The following is an 18143-nucleotide window of genomic DNA, read 5'->3' as shown; positions in this document are numbered from 1 at the left end:
CGTGGCGCAATGAAAAACGGGTCCGCGCACCTCGGGCAGGAGGTGTGCGGACCCGTCGGTCCTGGTGCAGTGCTCAGAAAGCGCTCTCGTCGATGTCCATCAGCGCGTTGTCCGTGGACTCGGCGATCTTGCGACGCGAGGTGAGCTCGGGCAGCACGGTCTTCGCGAAGAACGACGCCACCGCGATCTTGCCCTCGTAGAACGCCTTGTCCTTGGCGGACGGCGTGCCACCGAGCTTCTCCAGCGCGACCTCGGCCTGGCGCAGCAGCAGCCAGCCGACGAGGACGTCACCCGCGGTCATCAACAGGCGGACCGAGTTCTGGCCCACCTTGTAGAGGTTGCGGACGTCCTCCTGCGAGGTGGTCAGGAACCCGACCAGCGCGCCGAGCATGCCCTGCAGGTCTTCGAGACCCTGCTTGAGCAGCGACCGCTCCTCCTTCAGACGGCCGTTGCCGCCCTCGTTGTCGAGGAACTTCTGGATCTCGCCGTTGATGAACGTGAGCGCCTGGCCCTTGTCGCGGATGATCTTCCGGAAGAAGAAGTCCAGCGACTGGATGGCCGTGGTGCCCTCGTACAGCGAGTCGATCTTCGCGTCGCGGATGTACTGCTCGATCGGGTACTCCTGCAGGAAGCCCGAGCCGCCCAGGGTCTGCAGCGACTGCGCCAGCTGCTCGTACGCGCGCTCCGAGCCGACGCCCTTGACGATCGGCAGCAGCAGGTCGTTGACCTGTGCCGCCAGCTTCGCGTCGTCGCCGCCGAGCATCACCTTGTCCTGCTGGGTCGCGGTGTACAGGTACACGGCGCGCAGGCCCTCGGCGTACGCCTTCTGCAGCATCAGGCTGCGGCGGACGTCCGGGTGGTTGGTGATGGTGACGCGCGGAGCGGTCTTGTCCGTCATGCGCGTCAGGTCGGCGCTCTGCACGCGCTCCTTGGCGTAGGACAGCGCGTTCAGGTAACCGGTCGACAGCGTCGCGATGGCCTTGGTGCCGACCATCATGCGGGCGTACTCGATGACGTCGAACATCTGCGCGATGCCGTCGTGCACCTCGCCCAGCAGCCAGCCCTTGGCGGGCACGCCGTGCTGTCCGAACGTCAGCTCGCACGTGGTGGACGCCTTGAGGCCCATCTTGTGCTCGACGTTGGTGACGAAGGCGCCGTTGCGCTCGCCCAGCTCACCGGTCTCCGGGTCGAAGTGGAACTTCGGCACGAGGAAGAGCGACAGGCCCTTGGTGCCGGGCCTCGCCTCGACGCCGTCGCCCTCGGGACGCGCGAGCACCATGTGCATGATGTTCTCGGTCAGGTCCTGGTCGGCGGACGTGATGAAGCGCTTCACGCCGTCGATGTGCCAGGAGCCGTCCTCCTGCTTGAACGCCTTGGTGCGGCCGGCGCCGACGTCGGAACCGGCGTCCGGCTCGGTCAGCACCATCGTGGCGCCCCAGCCGCGGTCGATCATCAGCTGGGCCCACTGCTTGTCGCGCTCGGTGCCGTTGTTGTAGACGACCGTCGCGAAGCTCGGACCAGCCAGGTACATGTAGACGGCCGGGTTCGCGCCGAGCAGCAGCTCGGACGCGGCCCACGTGACCGAGGGCGGCGTGCCGAAGCCGCCCAGCTCGTTGGGCAGGAACAGGCGGTACCACTCGCCGTCCCACACCGCCTGGTACGACTTCTTCAGCGACTCCGGCAGGGTGGCCGAGTGCGTCGCCGGGTCGAACACCGGCGGATTGCGGTCAGCGTCGACGAAGGAGTCCCCGAGGACCCCCTCCGCGAGGTTCTTCACCTCGGCCAGCACGCTGCGCGCAGTGTCCTCGTCGGACTGCTCGAACGGCCCCGTGCCGAGGTGGTCCTGCACGTTGAAGACCTCGAACAGGTTGAACTCGAGATCCCGGACGTTGCTCTTGTAGTGGCCCATCTCGTCAGCTCACTCCTCAGGGTCGCGGCGGGGTCGCCTACTGACCGGTAACAACAGAGTATTACCCGACAGTAACCCCGGCAAGGCCGACCACCCACTGGTGGCGAATCAGACAGTCCTCTGAGTGACCTGAATCGGGCATGAGGGCCGGTCAGACGCGTACCGGTCGTTCGGGGACCATCTCGAGCAGCGCAGGGTTCGTCCGTTCGGCGAAGCTGACCGAGCGCGGCAACATGACAGATTCGTAGGCCCGCACCCCGTCTCGGACACCGTCGGCGGCGATCGCGAGCGCCAGTTCGGCCGCGTCCTGCATCGCGAGGTTCGCTCCGACGCCCAGTGGGGGTTGCAGGTGGGCGGCGTCGCCGAGCAGCGTGATGCCGGGCGTGTGCTCCCAGGTGTGGGGCACCGGCAGCGAGAACAGCGGGCGGTAGGTCAGCTCGCCCTCGAGGAACGCCAGCAGCGACGGGTGCCAGCCCGTGTAGAGGTCCCTCAGCTCGGCGTTGGAGGGCCTCCAGTCCTCACGCGCGCGCAGGCACGCGAACGCGCGGATGTGATCGCCGCTGTTGCGCTGCGACCAGATCATCAGGCCTTCGCCGTCGGCGACCATCGTGCCCTGGCCGGTGAGGCCGAGCAGGCGTTCGTCGTTGTCGTGCCGGGTCTCGACGAACATCACGCCGGTGTACAGCGGCACCGCGGGCGACAGGGCCCCGCGGACCCGTGACCAGGCGCCGTCCGCCCCGATGACCAGGTCGAACGTGGCGGTGGAGCCGTCGGCGAACGTGATCTCGCCCGGCTTCGCCGAGTCGACGCCGAGGCTCCAGGCGACCGTTCCCGGCGTGAGCGAGCCGAGCAGGAGCTGACGCAGCTGGCCGCGGTCGATCTCCGGCCGGAAGTCGCCCTGCGCCGGTTCGTGCTCGATCAACGCGGCGGTGGCGTGGTCGACCCTGCGCTGCTCCTGGCCCTCGAACCGGGCGAGCGCGCGCCACTGCTCGAACAGGCCGGCGGCGCGGACGGCCTGCTGGCCGCTGTCGGCGTGCAGGTCGATGGTGCCGCCCTGCTGACGGGCCTCCGGCGAGCTCTCCCGCTCGAAGACGGTGACGTTCTCGAAGCCGTGCAGCTGGAGGACGCGGGCACAGGTGAGGCCGCCGATGCCGGCCCCTGCGATGGCGATGCGTGGTGTGGTCATGTCTCCATGAAAGCGTATCGACTACAAAAGTGCAATCACTACACTTTTGAACTCGGTCAACTCTCGGTTAGGATCGGGAGGTGACCGAACTCGGCCGCCGCGAGCGCAAGAAGCTGCAGACCCGCCAGTCGATCTCGGACGCGGCGCTGGAGCTGTTCATGGCGCGCGGGTTCGACGACGTGGGCGTGAAGGAGATCGCCGACCGCGCGGACGTGTCGGTGACGACGCTGTTCAAGCACTTCCCGAGCAAGGAGTCGCTGCTCTTCGACGAGGACGAGGAGCAGGAGTCCGCGCTGCTGGGTGCGGTGCGCGGCCGACCGGCCGGCACGCCCGTCACACGCGCGTTGCGGGACCACTTCGTCGAGGCGGCCAAGGGGCACGCCGACCACCCGCTGTTCGCCGACTTCCAGCACCTGGTGCGGTCGACACCGGCGTTGCGGGCCTACGCGCACCGGATGTGGATGCGGCACCAGGAGGCGTTGGCGAAGGTCATCGCCGCGGACATCGGTGCACCCGAGGGTGACGTGCGGTGTGCCGCGCTGGCCAGGTTCGCCCTGGAGGCGCGGGACCTGATCTTCGACCGGCCCGATCGCGAACGGGCGGCCGACGAGGTGTTCGGACTACTCGAACACGGCTGGGCGGCCGATCAGCAGTCCTGACCGATAGGCGAGCGACACCGCGTGCGTCCGGTCGCGTGCGCTGAGCTTGCGCAGGATGCCTTTGACGTGGGTCCGCACGGTCTCCACGGACACGATCAGCTCGTCAGCGACCTGCTGGTTCTCCAGCCCGTCGGCGATGAGCGTGAGCACCTCGTACTCGCGCTTGGACAGCGTCGGCCGTTCCTTCGGCCGCAGGTCGGGGTGCACGTACCCGCGCGAACGGACGGTCTCGGCGATCACCCGGACGATCTGCTCCGGCTGGGCCGATCGCGGTACGACGCCTCGGACACCTGCCTCTAACGCGGTCGTCACGTAGTTCGCGTGCGAGTGCGCGTCGCGGACCAGCCCGATGACGAGCAGGGCCGGGTCGCGTTCGACCAGCAGCCGGGCCAGGTGGCCCACCGGGTCGAGCACGGAGTCGATGAGCAGCACGTCGGGACGCAGGCGTTCGTGCAGGCGAACGGCAGCGTGCAGGTCGCCGGTCGAACCGAGCCAGCGCAGGCCGAGCGTCCTCCTGATCAGGGCGGACAGACCTTCGCGGTAGAGCGGCACGGGATCGATCAGCGCGACGCCGGGGGCAGGCCGGCCTGGCGGGAGCATCAGCACCTCCGTTCGTGCTTCCAGAGGAGTGACGTACTTCCCTCGGACGTGTGACGCGGAATAGCCGGTTCACGTAGATGAACAAGGGTCACGAATGTGATTCAAGACGGCCGAAGGTCTTCCGCCCCACCGCAACAGTCTCGTAAGACCTACGTCACATATCCCGTGCGGATGTGCCAGGTTCCGCCGCCATGAGGCCTGGTGCTCTCGCGGGCACACGTGTGTGCACGCAAGGAGGTCACATGGGCACCCTCGATTGGGTCGTGGTTGTCGGCTATTTCTTCGTGATGGTCGGGATCGGACTCTGGTCGCGCGGGCGGGTCCACAACATCGCCGACTTCTTCACGGCGGGCGGCAAGATGCCGTGGTGGTTGTCCGGCATCTCGCACCACATGTCCGGCTACAGCGCCGTCATGTTCGTCGCGTTCGCCTCCGAGGCGTACCGGCTCGGACTGACCGTCTACGTGTGGTGGTCGCTGACGATCGGCATCGGCGTCGGCATCGGCGCCTTCCTGTTCGCGCCGCGCTGGAACCGGCTGCGCTCGAAGCACGACGTCAAGTCGCCGCTCGAGTACCTGGCCAAGCGCTACAACCTGCCCACGCAGCAGGTCATGGCCTACGCGGGCGCGCTGCTCAAGGTCGTCGACATCGCCGCCAAGTGGGCGGCAGTCTCGATCCTGCTGCGCGGCTTCGCCGGTGTCCCGATCACCTGGGGCATCATCATCATCGGCCTGGTCACGATGGTCTACTCGGTGCTCGGCGGCCTCTGGGCCGACGCGCTCACCGACTTCGGCCAGTTCATCATCCAGGCGGCCGCGGGCTTCGCGATGCTCTTCGCCGTCGCCGGCCGCCTCGGCTGGGACTTCCCCGTGACGATCTGGGACAAGCTCCCTGACAGCCACAGCGACCCGCTGGCGGGCCCCTACACGTCGACGTTCCTCATGGCGCTCTTCCTGATCAAGACGCTCGAGTACAACGGCGGCATGTGGAACCTGGCGCAGCGGTACATGGCCGCGCCGTCCGGCTTCGCGGCCAAGCGCTCGGCACTGCTCTCGTCCGCGCTGTGGCTCGTGTGGCCGCTCGTGCTGTTCTTCCCGATGTGGGCGGCGCCGCTGATCGTGCCGGGCCTCGAAGGGGCCCAGGCGGAGAACGCGTACATCGAGATGGGCAAGCAGATGCTGCCCGCGGGCATGATCGGCCTGGTGCTGGCGGGCTTCTTCTCGCACACCATGGCCATGGTCTCGTCGGATGCGAACGTCATCGCCGCGGTCATCAACCGCGACATGCTGCCGCACCTCTGGAAGCGGGTGAAGACGTTCACGGCGGACAACCAGCTGAAGCTGGCGCGGATAACGACGTTCGCCTTCATCGGCATCAGCATGATCATCGCGATCGCGTCCGGAGGCCAGGGCTTCGTGCTCAAGGTGGTCGTCGACCTGGTCGCCGCCACGATGGGCCCGATCGCGATCCCGTTGATGCTCGGCCTGCTGCCGTGGTTCCGCAAGATCGGTTCGACCGCGGCGATGGCCTCGGTGATCGGCGGCCTGGGCATGTGGGCGTTCCTGTACATCGAGCAGATGAACAAGGCTGCCTGGGTCACCAAGGGCGTGCTCGTGTCGTGGCCGCTGCTGCTGTCGCTGGTGCTCTACCTGGCGATCGGCTTCCTGAAGAAGGAGCCCGACACCGAGCGCGACATCCTGCTCGACTCGCTCAACTCGGACGAGCCTGAGCCGGAGAAGGTGAAGGCGTAAGCCTTTCGTTCCGCATGATCCTCGCGGCGGCGCACCCGAACAGGGTCGCCGCCGCGAGCCACACGTAGGGCATGGGCGTGCCGGTGTAGGTCTGGGCCGTCGTCGCCAGCACCAGCGTGGCGCCCGCGACCAGCCCGGTCGTCTGCGAGACGGGCTGCTCGCTCCGCAGCACCGTGACGACCGCGATGGGCACCAGCAGGAAGCCGTAGGCGAGCACGCGCGTGATCAGGTTGGCGTGATCGGTGATCTCGTACCTGAGCGCGGGGAGGGCGAGCACGGTCAGGACCGCGCCCACCACGAGCCCGGTACCGAGACTCTTCACGCTCTGCGCTTGCCAGGAACGCGTCATGCGGTACAGGACGTATGTGTGGCGCATCGGTTGCCGTGGCGTGCGTCATCGTCACGAGACACTTGTTGCTCGCGCATGCACAGTGGAACGCATGGGTAAGTGGTCTCCCGCAGACGACGCGGAACTCGCCACGGGCTGGCGGCTCTGGCTGGAGCTGAGCGACCGCGTGTGGCCGGACCCCTCGTGGGACGGCACGCCGGCCGACGCGATCCGACAGGTCCGGTCACTGCTGGCCGTGTGCGAGGAGATCCGCCTCTCCTACCTCACCGAGACCCCGCAGCCTTCCGTGGCGCTGCTGCAACTGCTGCAGTCCATGTCGTTCGTCGCGTCGTTCGCCGTTGACCTGTGGCACGACGACACGCACCCGTTGGACGTCGAACGCGCCGAGCTGCTGCACGGGGATCTGGCGTCGTTCGCCGAGCACGTGGCCGGGGTGCGTGCGGCTCTTGCGCGTGGTGGCGGCTGGGTGGAACTGGACCGCCGTCCCTGGGGCCTGCCGGTCGACTAGTCCTGGAAGTGATTTGGGGGTCTTTCTCACGTGAGAAAGACCCCCAAGCATTTGTGCGGCGTCCGATCAGGCCTAGACCATCAGATCGGACTCGATCCGCTTGAGCTGGTGCCGCGCCAGCGCGAGGTTCGCGTTGTCTCTTTCCAGCACCAGGTAGAGGAAGAGCGAACCCCTGTTCTTCACGCCGCCCATCAGCCGGATCAGGTGGTACTGCCGGTGCAGCGTGATCAGGATGTCCTCGATGGTGTCGCTGAGACCGAGCGACTGCATCACGCGGAGCTTCGACCGGATGACCTCGGTGTTCCCCGCCGCGGCGATCTCCAGGTTCAGCCAGTCGCCTCCGCCGCTGGTGCCCAGCGACATGCCGCTGTCGTAGTCCACCAGTGCGACACCGACAGCGCCGGAGATGGACATGGCCTCTTTCAACGCGGTATCGATGTTCATCAAAATCCACTTCCCTGTGTCTTCTTGTGATCGAGACGGCGCATCCGATCTGCCGTGTCTCGGTCGTGTGCGGTTCTGCCTCCATGACGAAGGCATCATTGAAGAGAGCCATGAACCAATCGTGGACATGTACTGCGACCATTTTTCGCGCAAGTGCGTCTACGCGGACAGAATCGCGCCGACCCGTTCGATCACGGGCCTGGTCTCGTGGAGGAGCCGACCGAGGTTCAGGCCCTTGTCGCCGAGTACGACCATCAGTGACAACCGGCCGATCGCGTACACGGCCATGTAGCCCTCGCTGCCGAACACGACGGTCTGGCTGAGCGTGCCCAGACCGATCACCTCCGCGGCCTGCCGCGCGATTCCCAGATCCGCGGCGGCCAGCGCGGAGATGTGCGCGGGGTCGATGTTCTTGGCCACGTCGGCGACGATGGGTATCCCGTCGGACGCGGCGATCACCGTGTCGGTCACTCCGGCGACGTTCTCTCGAAGCTTTCTCAGTTCGGCGCTCAGCGCGTCGTAGTCCAATTCACTCCCTTCCAGAATCGGAAATGTCGAACCGCTCAGTACAAACATCACACCTCCGACGACCTCAGGGAGTTTCCGAAATCCGAACCGGCTTCCGCCCGTGGGCGCAGCGAAGCCAGCCCCCAGTGCGAGCATCTGAACGACGTCGCAGGCGGGGCCATTTCCAGCAGTCCTTCACCCAGCATCCGGGAGACCTCGACGGTCACCGAATAGAGACTCCGTCCGAGCACGAAGGCGATATCGCGCGCGGTACGTCTACCAGTCGCGTGCGCGACGATCTCCCGTCGTTCCGCGGTCAGTCCAGCCGGCTCGACTCCGCCGGCGGGAACCAGCCGGTCCCGGTAAGGAGACAGCTGTCGCGAGGCGACCACGTCCAGCCGGCGGGCGGTCTCCGGCACCAACTTTTCCGGAACGACACCCTCATCAGCAGGCAGCAGCGGCGGGTCGGCGGCTTCGTCGACGACCCATCGTTCGACCTCACCGGCGGCCGCGGCGAACGCTCCGTCCAGCACGACGGCCAGCACGAGGTCCTGGACCTCGACGATCCCCCTCGCGACCAGCGCCGCCTGAAGGGACCGCGTCTCGACGCTCTCCACCAGTGCCGCGGTCCAGTCCCCTTCCGCGATCCGGCCAGAGCTCAGCAGCAGCACCTCCGCTCCTGGTGAACCGGAACTGTCCACCGCGATCACCGCGCCGTCGCGCAAATGAAACACCCCACCCACATTGCCCACAATGCGCAATGCGCCGGTGACTCGATCCGCGTGACATTGCGCCAGGGCTTGCGCGAGGACGTCGAATGCGGCTCGATTGTCGCGTCTCAGAGGTGACTCCGGGTTAATTCGGACTTACGGAGAGGAAGCGCCTGGCGGGGTTGGTCATCCGATCGAGTTCGTCACCCGAATCGAACGAGCGACCGCCAGGGCTACTTCTTACCCGCCGATACTGTCCAGCCGCGCCAAGCGTCACCTGATCGAGTGAAGCATTCCATTTCAGCGGGCAATACGGCGGGCTCTTTCATTTTCGATGGATCAACAAGCCTGGATCGGCTTTTGACGGCCCTGTCCTCGGCAGATGCCGATGGTTAGCATTGCGAGCCATGCGCGCTGTATTCCCCGGTTCGTTCGACCCGGCCACGCAGGGGCATCTCGCCGTGGCGCGCCGGGCGGCGGACATGTTCGACGAGGTCGTCATGTGCGTCATGACCAACCCGGAGAAGACCGGGCGGCTTCCTCTCCCGCAACGTCTGGCTCTGCTGGCGGAAATGACCAGCGAGCTGGCCAACGTCACCGTGGACTCCAGCGCCGGCCGGTTGCTGGTCGACTACTGCCGTGACGTGGGTGCCGGGGTGATCGTGCGAGGCGTGCGAACCCAGCGCGACCTGGAGCACGAGGTGCCGGTGGCCCAGATGAACCGTCGCCTCAGCGGCCTCGAAACGCTCTTCGTCCCGACCGGCCCGGAGCAGGCGCACATCTCCTCGACCGTCATCGCGGCAACAACGCGCTGACAGGTCGACCGGCCTACCGCTGCGCGGACCCGATCCGCTGCCGGACCACGCCGACGAAGTCCTCACCCAGCGGCGTACCGCTCAGCGACCCGCCGCGGTAGGCGGCGCACGGCACGCTGGAGCCGTCGGTCAGCACGAGGTTGACGCGCTGCATGCCCAGGACGTTCTCCCGCTCGACGTCGGCGATCCGGTCCCAGGTGATGTGGTGGTCACGCCAAGGGTTGCGCACGATGACCTTCGCGGGCGTGAGCGTCACGCACACGCGCCACAACTGCCAGATGGCCGCCAACGTGCCCAGGACGTAGAGGGCTCCGGCCATGGCCACCCACGTCGAATCACCGAAGTTGACGGCGAGCCGCCAGGGCACCATCACCATGCCCAACACCAGGACGGCGGTGACGAACCTGCGTGGACCTCGCCTGACATAGGTCACGTTCTCCCCCACGGTTCCTCCCTCTCTCCCGAGAGTCACGCGGGGGCGGGCAGAACGGTTGCCCGGTATCGGGAGTGGGTCGAGGTCCGAGGGCGGAGCCGTTCTGGCCCCAGAAACGCCGAAACCGGTGCGGCCCGCGCTTTTCGCAGGCACACACCGGCTACCGGTCTGGAGCGGGTGACGGGAATCGAACCCGCCTCTACAGCTTGGGAAGCTGTCGTTCTACCAATGAACTACACCCGCACGAGCAAGCTCGGAGCCGATCATACACAGAGCGGCAACGTGACGTCTCACGGTGGCGGCTAGCCAACGACACCAACTCGGTTAGCCTGTCCGGGTGCTGCTGAGTGACCAGGATCTGCGCAAAGAGGTCGAGTCAGGCCGTCTCGCCCTCGACCCCTTCGACGTCGAGATGCTCCAGCCGTCGAGCATCGACGTGCGGCTGGACCGGTTCTTCCGGGTCTTCAACAACACCAAGTACACCCACATCGACCCGGCGCAGCAGCAGGACGAGCTGACCAGCCTGGTCGAGACGCCGGAGGGTGAGCGCTTCGTGCTGCACCCCGGCGAGTTCGTGCTCGGGTCCACCTACGAGATGGTGACGCTGCCGGACGACCTGGCCGGTCGGCTGGAGGGCAAGTCCAGCCTCGGCAGGCTCGGGTTGCTGACGCACTCCACCGCGGGCTTCATCGACCCCGGCTTCTCCGGTCACATCACGCTGGAGCTGTCGAACGTCGCGAACCTGCCGATCACGCTGCACCCCGGCATGAAGATCGGGCAGCTGTGCCTGTTCAAGCTGTCGAGCCCGGCGGAGCACCCGTACGGCTCGAAGCAGGCGGGCAGCCGCTACCAGGGGCAGCGCGGCCCGACGCCGAGCCGCGCCTACCTCAACTTCCACCAGACCGACACGCGCCGCTAACTCAGGTCGCCGTACCGCTCCAGCACGCGGCGGCGCAGTTCGGGATCGGTGCGCGGGACGGGTTCCAGGAAGATCTCGTCCAGGTCCGGGTACGACTCGCGCAGCTCCGCGGAGATCCGCACACAGGCGTTCTCCAACTGGTGTGCGGTCAGCGCGTCGTCGAAGTCGAGGCGGGCGCACAGCAGCACGCGGTCGGTGCCGATCGACATCGTCAGCACGTCCACGACGGCGTCGACCTCGGGCACCTCGCCCAGCCGGCGCCAGATCGCCTTCACCATCACCGGGTCCGCCTGCTGCCCGATCAGCAGGCCGCGGTTCGTGCGCGCGAGGACGTAGGCGACCACCGCGAGCAGCACGCCGATGGCCAGCGAGGCGAGGCCGTCCCACAGCGACGAGCCGGTCAGCTGGTGCAGGCCGAGGCCCGCGAACGCGAGCAGCAGGCCGATGAGCGCGGCCGAGTCCTCCAGGAAGACCGTCTTCACGGTCGGGTCGTCGGACACCCGCAGGAAGTCCCAGAACCCGCGGCCGTGCGCGGCGGACTCGGAGCGGACCTGCCGGAACGCCTGCGTCCACGAGATGGACTCCAGCACGAAGGCCAGGCCCAGCACGATGTAGCCGACCAGCGGGCGGGTCTGCTCCTCGGGTTCGCCGAAGACCGTGCGGAAGCCTTCGTAGAACGCGAACATCGCGCCCGAGGCGAAGATCGAGACCGCGGCCAGCAGCGACCAGAAGTAGCGTTCCTTGCCGTAGCCGAACGGGTGGCGGCGATCGGCGGGGCGGTCCGAGCGGCGCAGGGCGGTCAGCAGGAGCGCCTCGGTGAACGTGTCGGCCACCGAGTGCGCGGCTTCGGAGAGAATTGCGGCCGAACCGGTCAAAACGCCCGCAATGGCTTTCATGACCGCGATAGCCAGGTTGACCAGCAGTGCCAAGACGACCGTGAGGGTGCTTTCACCCGAACCCGACTGCTTCTCGCTCATGGAGATCACCCTAGGTCTCAAGGCGCGTGTCCACAGGTCAACACGAGGCGCTGACCTGGTGAAAATCACAGGTTGGTCTCGGGCGGCAACCTGTGGTGCCCGTCAAACGACTCTATCGACGACCGGCCGCGGGGGTGGCCGGCGAAATCACCGAACAAATGTGCGGCCCTATTTGTGCTGCACAGAATCCTGGGGGCAGGAAATGAAGTTCAAGATGCGCGCTGCGACCGTTCTCGCCGCGACCTCCCTGGTTGCGCTGTCCGGTACCGCCTTCGCGCAGAACGAGAACCGCCTGACGGGCCAGATCGGCGGCAGCGTGTTCAACGACCTCAACGGCGACGGCGTGAAGCAGGACGGCGAGGCTGGGATCAACGGCGTCGACGTCGTCGTGACGGGCCAGGACGGCAAGGCCGCCACCTACCGGACCGACGACCACGGCACCTGGAACGTGAAGCACGTCCCGTCCGGCGTGTACGAGGTCGGCTACGTCGACCCGAAGCTCGGCAACACCACGCCCACCTCGGTGAAGGTCGACGTCACCGACGGCAGTGAGAACGTCGTCTCCTTCGGTCTGCGCGGCGCCTCGATCTGCGGTGTCGCCTGGAAGGACGCCAACGAGGACGGCAAGCGCCAGGAGAGCGAGGGGACCGTCGCCGGTCGGCTGATGTACCTCGTGGGGCCGCTCGTCCCCGTGGTCGAGACCAAGGTCGACGGCGCCTACTGCTTCAGCGGTCTCGCGCCCGGTGAGTACCGGCTCTCCTCCAGCTTTCGGGGGACGGACCAGATGGCGCTGATCAAGCAGAGCAGCGACTCGAAGTTCGACTGGGTGAGCGGGTTGTCGCAGTCGATCAAGCTGGGCAAGGGTGAGCAGGTCAAGGGCATCGACTCCGGCTACATGACGCTGCACGACGACAAGAAGGCCGTGCAGTTGCTCATCAAGCGCGACGGTCAGGCCACTCCCCAGAGCGACTTCCGGGTGGGTGACGTCATCGAGATCTACGGCTCCGGCACGGCCGACGGCAACGCGCCGCAGAGCGTCTCCGGAGTCCTCACGCTGCCGGAGGGTCTGCGCGTCCAGGCGGTCCTCACCGAGAACGCGCACGTCCTGGGGCAGGACGTGCACATGGGCAACGGAGCCAAGTTCGAGGTGGGCGTCGTGGAAGTCCTCGGAGTCAGGGTCGTGGTGGACGCGGAGTTCGTCGCCGGCGAGATCAAGTGGGCGATGGTCCCCGACTCCGACCCCTCCGACAACGTGCTGACGCGCAAGATCACCGCGTTGTCCGCCCAGCCGCACGGCCCAGCCCCGAAGCCCGTGGCCGCGAAGACCGCCACGCTGGCGAACACCGGTGTCGACCCCGTGGCCGCGGGTGCGATCGGTCTGGGCGCGCTGGCGCTCGGTGGACTGGCGCTCTTCGGTGCCCGTCGCCGTCAGAAGGCCTGATCGTTAGGCCATTCGAGTGACATTCGCGGGCGTGGGCAACATCGACCGCCCCTGGGGTGTCTTAAGGCTGGGATCTGCTCCGGGGGGACGCTGATCACCAGGGGGTAAGACAGAACGGCCCGCGTCCGGGGAGTGACGCGGGCCGTTCTGCATGCGGGCGCAACTACCATCACGGGATGGGCAAGCGTGGTGCGGACGACACCGATGCCGAGGTCGAGTCGTGGAGGGCCATGGTTCCGGCGATCGATCCGGTGGTCGAGGGCGTGGTCGACCGGGTGCACCAGATCAGCAAGTACCTCGACTTCCTCGCCACGGAGATCGCCGCGCCGCACGGCCTCAACCGCGCCGACTACGAGATCCTCGCGCGGCTCTTCTGGATCGGGCCGCCGCACCGGCTCACGCCCAAGCAGCTCGCGAACGGCACGCTGAGCCCTGCCACCACGATCACGAGCCGCCTCGACCGGCTGGAGAAGGCGGGCCTCGTGGTCCGCGAGCTCGATCCGAGCGACCGCCGCTCGTTGCCCGCGACGCTCACCGACGCCGGCCGCGAGATCTTCCTGCGGATCGTGGCCGGCCAGGCGGAACGCGAGCGCGACCTCTTCACCGCGCTGCCGGGCGCCGATCTGGAACACCTGCGCGACCTGTTGCGGCAGGTCATGGAGGTGCTGTCCGGCGAACTGGGGCCGGCGCACCGTCGCACGAGGCTCGCACTCGACAGCAAGGAGTAATTGCTACGAACTCGTACTATCCGATATCGTGCTAACCGGCGCGAGAGGGAGGGGTGCGAGATGGGTGGTTACCCGCTGTCGGAGTGACCGGAGTCACGCAACATCGGAGGCCTCGGAATCCGATTACCCAGGTGGAGTAATCGGATTCTGGGGGACAAGTGAAGAAGCTCGGTGCCGTCGCGATGACGGCTGCGTTCGTGCTGACCGCGGTGGGAACTCCCGCACTCGCACAGGAGGAGAAGATCTCCATCGGCGGCCTGGTCTGGTTCGACCGTGACGGCGACCGCAAGGTTGGCGCCGAAGAAGCGGGTCTTGCGGGCGAGAAGGTCGTGAAGATCACCAAGGACGGCGAGCTCGTCGGCGAGTACACGACCGACGACAAGGGCATGTACTCCGCCAGGGACCTGCCCGCCGGCAAGTACGAGGTGACCGCGTCCACCGGCGGGCGGTACAAGAACACGACCCCGTACCGCGTGGTGACGGAGGGCGGGACCGTCGACTTCGGAGTGCAGGGTCGCAGCATCGCGGGCCTGTCGTTCTACGACAAGAACCTGGACGGCCGTCCCCAGGCCGACGAGGAACGACTCTCGCCGGGAACGCTCAACGGCAAGCCCATCGCGGTGTCCGGCGAGGGCGGTGTGTTCAGCGTCGAAGACCTGCCCGCCGGCAAGTACGAGTTCGTCGCGGCCGACTACACGGCCCGCGGACTGACTCTGGTCGAGCCTCTGGGGACCCTCCCGATCGACTGGGCCACCGGCAGGATCGAGTTCACGCTCGGCGAGCTCGAAGGCCCCGGACCGCTCAACGCGGTGTACGCGGACGCCAAGGCCGACATCGCGCTCGAGTTCGCGATCACGCCGGCCAAGGACGTCTACACCGTCGGCGACCAGATCGACCTCAAGGTCACGCTGTCCAACAAGGGCAACGCGCCGGTCGCACCGACCTTCGTCCTGGGCAGCTTCGGCGCGAAGCTCCTGTCGCACAGCGACAACGTGACGTTGTCACCGGGCACCGACGAGGACTTCTCCCTCAACGACAAGATCCTGCCCGGGAAGCAGGCCGAGGTCGCGCTGAAGATCGAGCTGAACGACGTCACGTACACCGAGGTGCACGCGATGGCGCGCTTCAACTTCGGTCGCCTGCCTGACGTCAACCGCAGGAACAACGTCGCGGTGAAGCCGATCAAGATCGTCGAGAAGGGCGCGGAGACGACCACGCCGCCGTCCTCGTCGACCCCGACCGCCGCGCCGACGACGACCACCACGACCGACCAGGCCGTGGCCAAGGCGGGCAACAAGTCCGGCCTCGCGTCCACCGGTGCGTCGCCGCTGGGCTTCCTCGGCCTCGGCGCGCTGCTGCTCGCGGCAGGCGTGGGAGCGTTCTTCGTGGCGCGCCGCCGCCGCTCCTGACCTCTTAGGACCGGCCACGGTTAGTCTGCGGCATGGGCATCTTGGTGCATGTGCTGCTGACTGCCGTGGCGGTCTGGGTGTCGACCGCCCTCCCCGGCATCGACCTGGGCGAGGGCTCCACCGGGTCGAGGATCCTCACGCTGATCGGCGTCGCGGTGATCTTCGGCCTGGTGAACGCGATCGTGAAGCCGCTCGTGAAGTTCTTCGGCTGCCTGTTCTACCTGGTCACGCTCGGCCTGATCGGGCTCGTGGTGAACGCGCTGCTGTTCATGTTCACCGGCTGGCTCGCGGAGCAGTTGGACCTGCCGTTCCGCGTCGACGGCTTCTGGCCCGCGTTCTGGGGCGCGATCATCGTCGCACTGACCGGCTGGGTGCTGAACGTGGTCTACGACAAGATCACCGACAACGACTGACACACCAGCGAAAAGGCCCTCGGTCCACAACGGACCGAGGGCCTTTTCCTTGTCCTGCTCAGACGCTGGCGTCTTCCGCGGCCGGCTCTGGCTGGCCCCGCTTCACGGACTCCAGCAGCATCTGCGCCACGTCCACGACCTCGACGTGCGCCCCCGCCTGGCCGTCGGCCTGACGCGCGGTCACACCGTCGGTCAGCATCACGCGGCAGAACGGGCAGCCGGTCGCGATCTTCGAGGGCGCGGTGGACAGCGCCTCGTCGACGCGGTCGACGTTGATGCGCTTGCCGATCCGCTCCTCCATCCACATGCGTGCGCCACCGGCACCGCAGCACATGGAGCGTTCCTCGTGCCGCGGCATCTCGCGCAGCTTCGCGCCCGACGCCCCGATCAGCTCACGCGGCGCCTCGTAGATCTTGTTGTGGCGGCCCAGGTAGCACGGGTCGTGGTAGGTGACGTCCTCGGTGACCGGCGCGACCGGCACCAGGCGGCGTTCGCGCACCAGCTTGTTCAGCAGCTGCGTGTGGTGCACGACCTCGTACGTGCCACCGACCTGCGGGTACTCGTTGGCGAGGGTGTTGAAGCAGTGCGCGCACGTCACGACGATCTTGCGCTGACCGGCGGGCCGGTCCTCGAACACCGAGTTGAGCACCTCGACGTTCTGCTGCGCGAGCATCTGGAACAGGAACTCGTTGCCGGCGCGGCGAGCCGGGTCACCAGTGCAGGTCTCCTCCGGGCCGAGCACCGTGTACTTGACGCCCGCGGTGTGCAGCAGCTCGGCGACGGCGCGCGTGGTCTTCTTCGCGCGGTCCTCGAACGCACCGGCGCAGCCGACCCAGAACAGGTACTCGGCGTCGCCCAGCTCGCCCTCGAACACCGGCACCTCGAAGTCGAGGCCCTCGGTCCACGCCAGGCGGTCCTTGGAGTTCTGGCCCCAGGGGTTGCCCTTGTTCTCGAGGTTCTTGAACATGCCGCCGAGCTCGGACGGGAAGTTCGACTCGATCAGCACCTGGTAGCGGCGCATGTCGACGATGTGGTCGACGTGCTCGATGTCCACCGGGCACTGCTCGACGCACGCGCCGCAGGTCGTGCAGGACCACAGCACGTCGGGGTCGATGACGCCCAGCTCGTCGGGGCCGCCGACCAGCGGGCGCTCGGACTCGGCCATCGCCAGCACGTCGATGGACTCGAGGCGCTTCTTGTAGTCCTCGTACTTGTCCTCGGTGAGACCGACCTCGTCACCGGCCATGTCGCGCGAGCCGCCGGCCAGCAGGTACGGCGCCTTGGCGTACATGTGGTCGCGCAGCTGCGTGATGACCAGCTTGGGGGACAACGGCTTGCCGGTGTTCCAGGCCGGGCACTGCGACTGGCAGCGGCCGCACTCGGTGCAGGTGGAGAAGTCGAGGACGCCCTTCCAGGTGAAGTCCTCGACCTTGCCGACGCCGAACACGTCCTTGTCCGGGTCGGCCTCCTCGAGGTCCAGGACCTTGCCGCCGGACATCATCGGCTTCAGCGCGCCCAGGGCGACGCCACCGTCGTCCTCGCGCTTGAAGTAGATGTTGAAGAACGCCGAGAACCGGTGCCAGGCCACGCCCATCGTGAGGTTCCGGCCGACGACGATCAGCCAGATCATGCCGCTGAGCAGCTTGACCAGTGCCATCACGGACACCCAGATCGCGGCGGTCGGCAGCACGTGCGAGAGCGGCTGCGTCACGAACGACGTCCACAGCGGAGCCTCTTCCAGGCCGGCCGACTGCTTGAACGCCTTGACCAGCAGGATGCCGACGCCCTCGATGATGACGACGGCCTCGACGAAGTACGCGGACTTGAAGTCGGAGCCCTGGAAGCGGGAGACCCGGTCGGCGCGGCGCGGGTGGTTGCGCTGGCGGATCACCGCCAGGGCGACACCACCGACGACGGTGCCGAGGCCCAGCAGCTCGACGAGCAGCAGCCAGACCGACCACGTGCCGATGATCGGCCAGTGGAAGTGCGGGTCGAACACCTCTCCGTACGCCTCGAACAGCACTGCGGAGCCGATGAGGAAGCCCCACATCACCATCCAGTGCCACGGGGCGACCGAGCGGAACTTCGCCATTCTCGTGTGCGCCACGAACTCGACGATCATCGTCTTCAGGCGTGGCACGAACGGCCCGAAGCGGGTGCCGTCCGGCTGGCCGAGCCGAATGATCTTGATCTGCTTCAGCACGGCGGCGACGAACACGCCCCAGGCGACGACGCTCACCGCCACGGCGACGAGTCCGAGAACCAGCTGGAGGGTCATGGCGGGATTCTAGGCCACGTTACTGATCAGTAACCACTTGGACGTGGCCGGTGTCTCCTCACGTACCGGTCAAGTATCCGGAAATTGATCAAAAACTTGTGGAACAC

General features: G+C 67.1%; 19 protein-coding genes and 1 tRNA gene. 9 read left to right on the top strand and 11 right to left on the bottom strand.

Going from position 1 to position 18143, the window contains the following annotated elements:
• Positions 1-73 precede the first annotated feature (73 nt).
• Together ACSHWB_RS13005 and ACSHWB_RS13000 are read right to left on the bottom strand one after the other, a co-directional pair.
• Positions 74-1909 (bottom strand): acyl-CoA dehydrogenase, encoded by a 1836-nt coding sequence (locus tag ACSHWB_RS13005; protein ID WP_439662288.1) that lies wholly within the window; start codon positions 1907-1909, stop codon positions 74-76.
• Positions 1910-2060: 151 nt separating this feature from the next.
• Entirely contained in the window at positions 2061-3095 is a 1035-nt protein-coding gene (locus ACSHWB_RS13000; protein ID WP_439662287.1) for an FAD-dependent oxidoreductase, read from the bottom strand.
• A gap of 80 nt (positions 3096-3175) precedes the next feature.
• Here ACSHWB_RS13000 and ACSHWB_RS12995 point away from each other — a divergent pair, with 80 nt between their 5' ends.
• Complete coding sequence (locus tag ACSHWB_RS12995; protein ID WP_439662286.1) at positions 3176-3754, top strand: TetR/AcrR family transcriptional regulator; 579 nt, start codon at positions 3176-3178, stop codon at positions 3752-3754.
• On the opposite strand, the gene ACSHWB_RS12990 is transcribed toward ACSHWB_RS12995, so the two are convergent.
• Positions 3716-4354 carry a response regulator transcription factor gene (locus tag ACSHWB_RS12990; protein WP_439662285.1) on the bottom strand — a complete coding sequence of 213 codons (639 nt, stop codon included), beginning with the start codon at positions 4352-4354 and terminating at the stop codon, positions 3716-3718. The genes ACSHWB_RS12995 and ACSHWB_RS12990 overlap by 39 nt on opposite strands.
• A 242-nt stretch (positions 4355-4596) precedes the next feature.
• On the opposite strand from ACSHWB_RS12990, the gene ACSHWB_RS12985 reads away from it, so the two are divergent.
• Entirely contained in the window at positions 4597-6105 is a 1509-nt protein-coding gene (locus ACSHWB_RS12985; RefSeq protein ID WP_439662284.1) for a sodium:solute symporter family protein, read from the top strand.
• On the opposite strand, the gene ACSHWB_RS12980 is transcribed toward ACSHWB_RS12985, so the two are convergent.
• Positions 6065-6454, bottom strand: a complete 390-nt coding sequence (locus tag ACSHWB_RS12980; RefSeq protein ID WP_439662283.1) for a hypothetical protein — start codon at positions 6452-6454, stop codon at positions 6065-6067. The genes ACSHWB_RS12985 and ACSHWB_RS12980 overlap by 41 nt on opposite strands.
• A gap of 91 nt (positions 6455-6545) precedes the next feature.
• Between ACSHWB_RS12980 and ACSHWB_RS12975 the strand changes: the two genes are divergently transcribed.
• Entirely contained in the window at positions 6546-6962 is a 417-nt protein-coding gene (locus ACSHWB_RS12975; protein ID WP_439662282.1) for a hypothetical protein, read from the top strand.
• Positions 6963-7034: 72 nt separating this feature from the next.
• Here the strand turns inward: ACSHWB_RS12975 and ACSHWB_RS12970 are convergent, their stop codons facing one another.
• The 3 genes from ACSHWB_RS12970 to ACSHWB_RS12960 form a co-directional block, all read right to left on the bottom strand.
• Positions 7035-7406, bottom strand: a complete 372-nt coding sequence (locus ACSHWB_RS12970) for a hypothetical protein (RefSeq protein ID WP_439662281.1) — start codon at positions 7404-7406, stop codon at positions 7035-7037.
• Positions 7407-7565: 159 nt separating this feature from the next.
• Positions 7566-7982, bottom strand: a complete 417-nt coding sequence (locus ACSHWB_RS12965; protein WP_439662280.1) for a roadblock/LC7 domain-containing protein — start codon at positions 7980-7982, stop codon at positions 7566-7568.
• Positions 7982-8584 carry a hypothetical protein gene (locus ACSHWB_RS12960; RefSeq protein ID WP_439662279.1) on the bottom strand — a complete coding sequence of 201 codons (603 nt, stop codon included), beginning with the start codon at positions 8582-8584 and terminating at the stop codon, positions 7982-7984. Before ACSHWB_RS12960 ends, ACSHWB_RS12965 begins: the two co-directional genes overlap by 1 nt.
• Positions 8585-9030: 446 nt before the next feature.
• Between ACSHWB_RS12960 and coaD the strand changes: the two genes are divergently transcribed.
• Positions 9031-9438, top strand: coding sequence for a pantetheine-phosphate adenylyltransferase (coaD, locus tag ACSHWB_RS12955; protein WP_439662278.1), 408 nt, complete (start codon positions 9031-9033; stop codon positions 9436-9438).
• 13 nt (positions 9439-9451) lie between these two features.
• Here the strand turns inward: coaD and ACSHWB_RS12950 are convergent, their stop codons facing one another.
• Both ACSHWB_RS12950 and ACSHWB_RS12945 read right to left on the bottom strand, forming a co-directional pair.
• Positions 9452-9883 (bottom strand): PH domain-containing protein, encoded by a 432-nt coding sequence (locus ACSHWB_RS12950; RefSeq protein ID WP_439662277.1) that lies wholly within the window; start codon positions 9881-9883, stop codon positions 9452-9454.
• Between the two features lie 157 nt (positions 9884-10040).
• A tRNA-Gly gene (locus tag ACSHWB_RS12945) sits at positions 10041-10114 on the bottom strand.
• A gap of 94 nt (positions 10115-10208) precedes the next feature.
• Here ACSHWB_RS12945 and dcd point away from each other — a divergent pair.
• Positions 10209-10790, top strand: coding sequence for a dCTP deaminase (gene dcd / locus ACSHWB_RS12940; protein WP_439662276.1), 582 nt, complete (start codon positions 10209-10211; stop codon positions 10788-10790).
• On the opposite strand, the gene ACSHWB_RS12935 is transcribed toward dcd, so the two are convergent.
• A complete protein-coding gene (locus ACSHWB_RS12935) occupies positions 10787-11767 on the bottom strand; it encodes a cation diffusion facilitator family transporter (protein ID WP_439662275.1) in 981 nt (326 codons plus the stop codon). The genes dcd and ACSHWB_RS12935 overlap by 4 nt on opposite strands.
• 214 nt (positions 11768-11981) lie before the next feature.
• On the opposite strand from ACSHWB_RS12935, the gene ACSHWB_RS12930 reads away from it, so the two are divergent.
• From ACSHWB_RS12930 to ACSHWB_RS12915, 4 genes are all read left to right on the top strand, one after another.
• The gene (locus ACSHWB_RS12930) at positions 11982-13208 is read left to right on the top strand and encodes an SdrD B-like domain-containing protein (protein WP_439662274.1); all 1227 of its coding nucleotides are present in this window, start codon (positions 11982-11984) and stop codon (positions 13206-13208) included.
• A 176-nt stretch (positions 13209-13384) separates the two neighbouring features.
• Entirely contained in the window at positions 13385-13936 is a 552-nt protein-coding gene (locus ACSHWB_RS12925; RefSeq protein ID WP_439662273.1) for a MarR family winged helix-turn-helix transcriptional regulator, read from the top strand.
• Between the two features lie 158 nt (positions 13937-14094).
• Positions 14095-15345 carry an SdrD B-like domain-containing protein gene (locus tag ACSHWB_RS12920; RefSeq protein ID WP_439662272.1) on the top strand — a complete coding sequence of 417 codons (1251 nt, stop codon included), beginning with the start codon at positions 14095-14097 and terminating at the stop codon, positions 15343-15345.
• Positions 15346-15377: 32 nt separating this feature from the next.
• Positions 15378-15758: a phage holin family protein gene (locus ACSHWB_RS12915; protein ID WP_439662271.1), complete on the top strand. Its 381-nt coding sequence runs from the start codon at positions 15378-15380 to the stop codon at positions 15756-15758.
• A gap of 58 nt (positions 15759-15816) precedes the next feature.
• Here ACSHWB_RS12915 and ACSHWB_RS12910 read toward each other — a convergent pair whose 3' ends face one another.
• Positions 15817-18036: a (Fe-S)-binding protein gene (locus ACSHWB_RS12910; RefSeq protein WP_439662270.1), complete on the bottom strand. Its 2220-nt coding sequence runs from the start codon at positions 18034-18036 to the stop codon at positions 15817-15819.
• Between the last annotated feature and the right edge of the window lie 107 nt (positions 18037-18143).

It is taken from the genome of Lentzea sp. HUAS TT2, from assembly GCF_051853195.1.
Lineage (GTDB): Bacteria > Actinomycetota > Actinomycetes > Mycobacteriales > Pseudonocardiaceae > Lentzea.
This window is presented reverse-complemented; position numbering and strand designations above follow the sequence as displayed.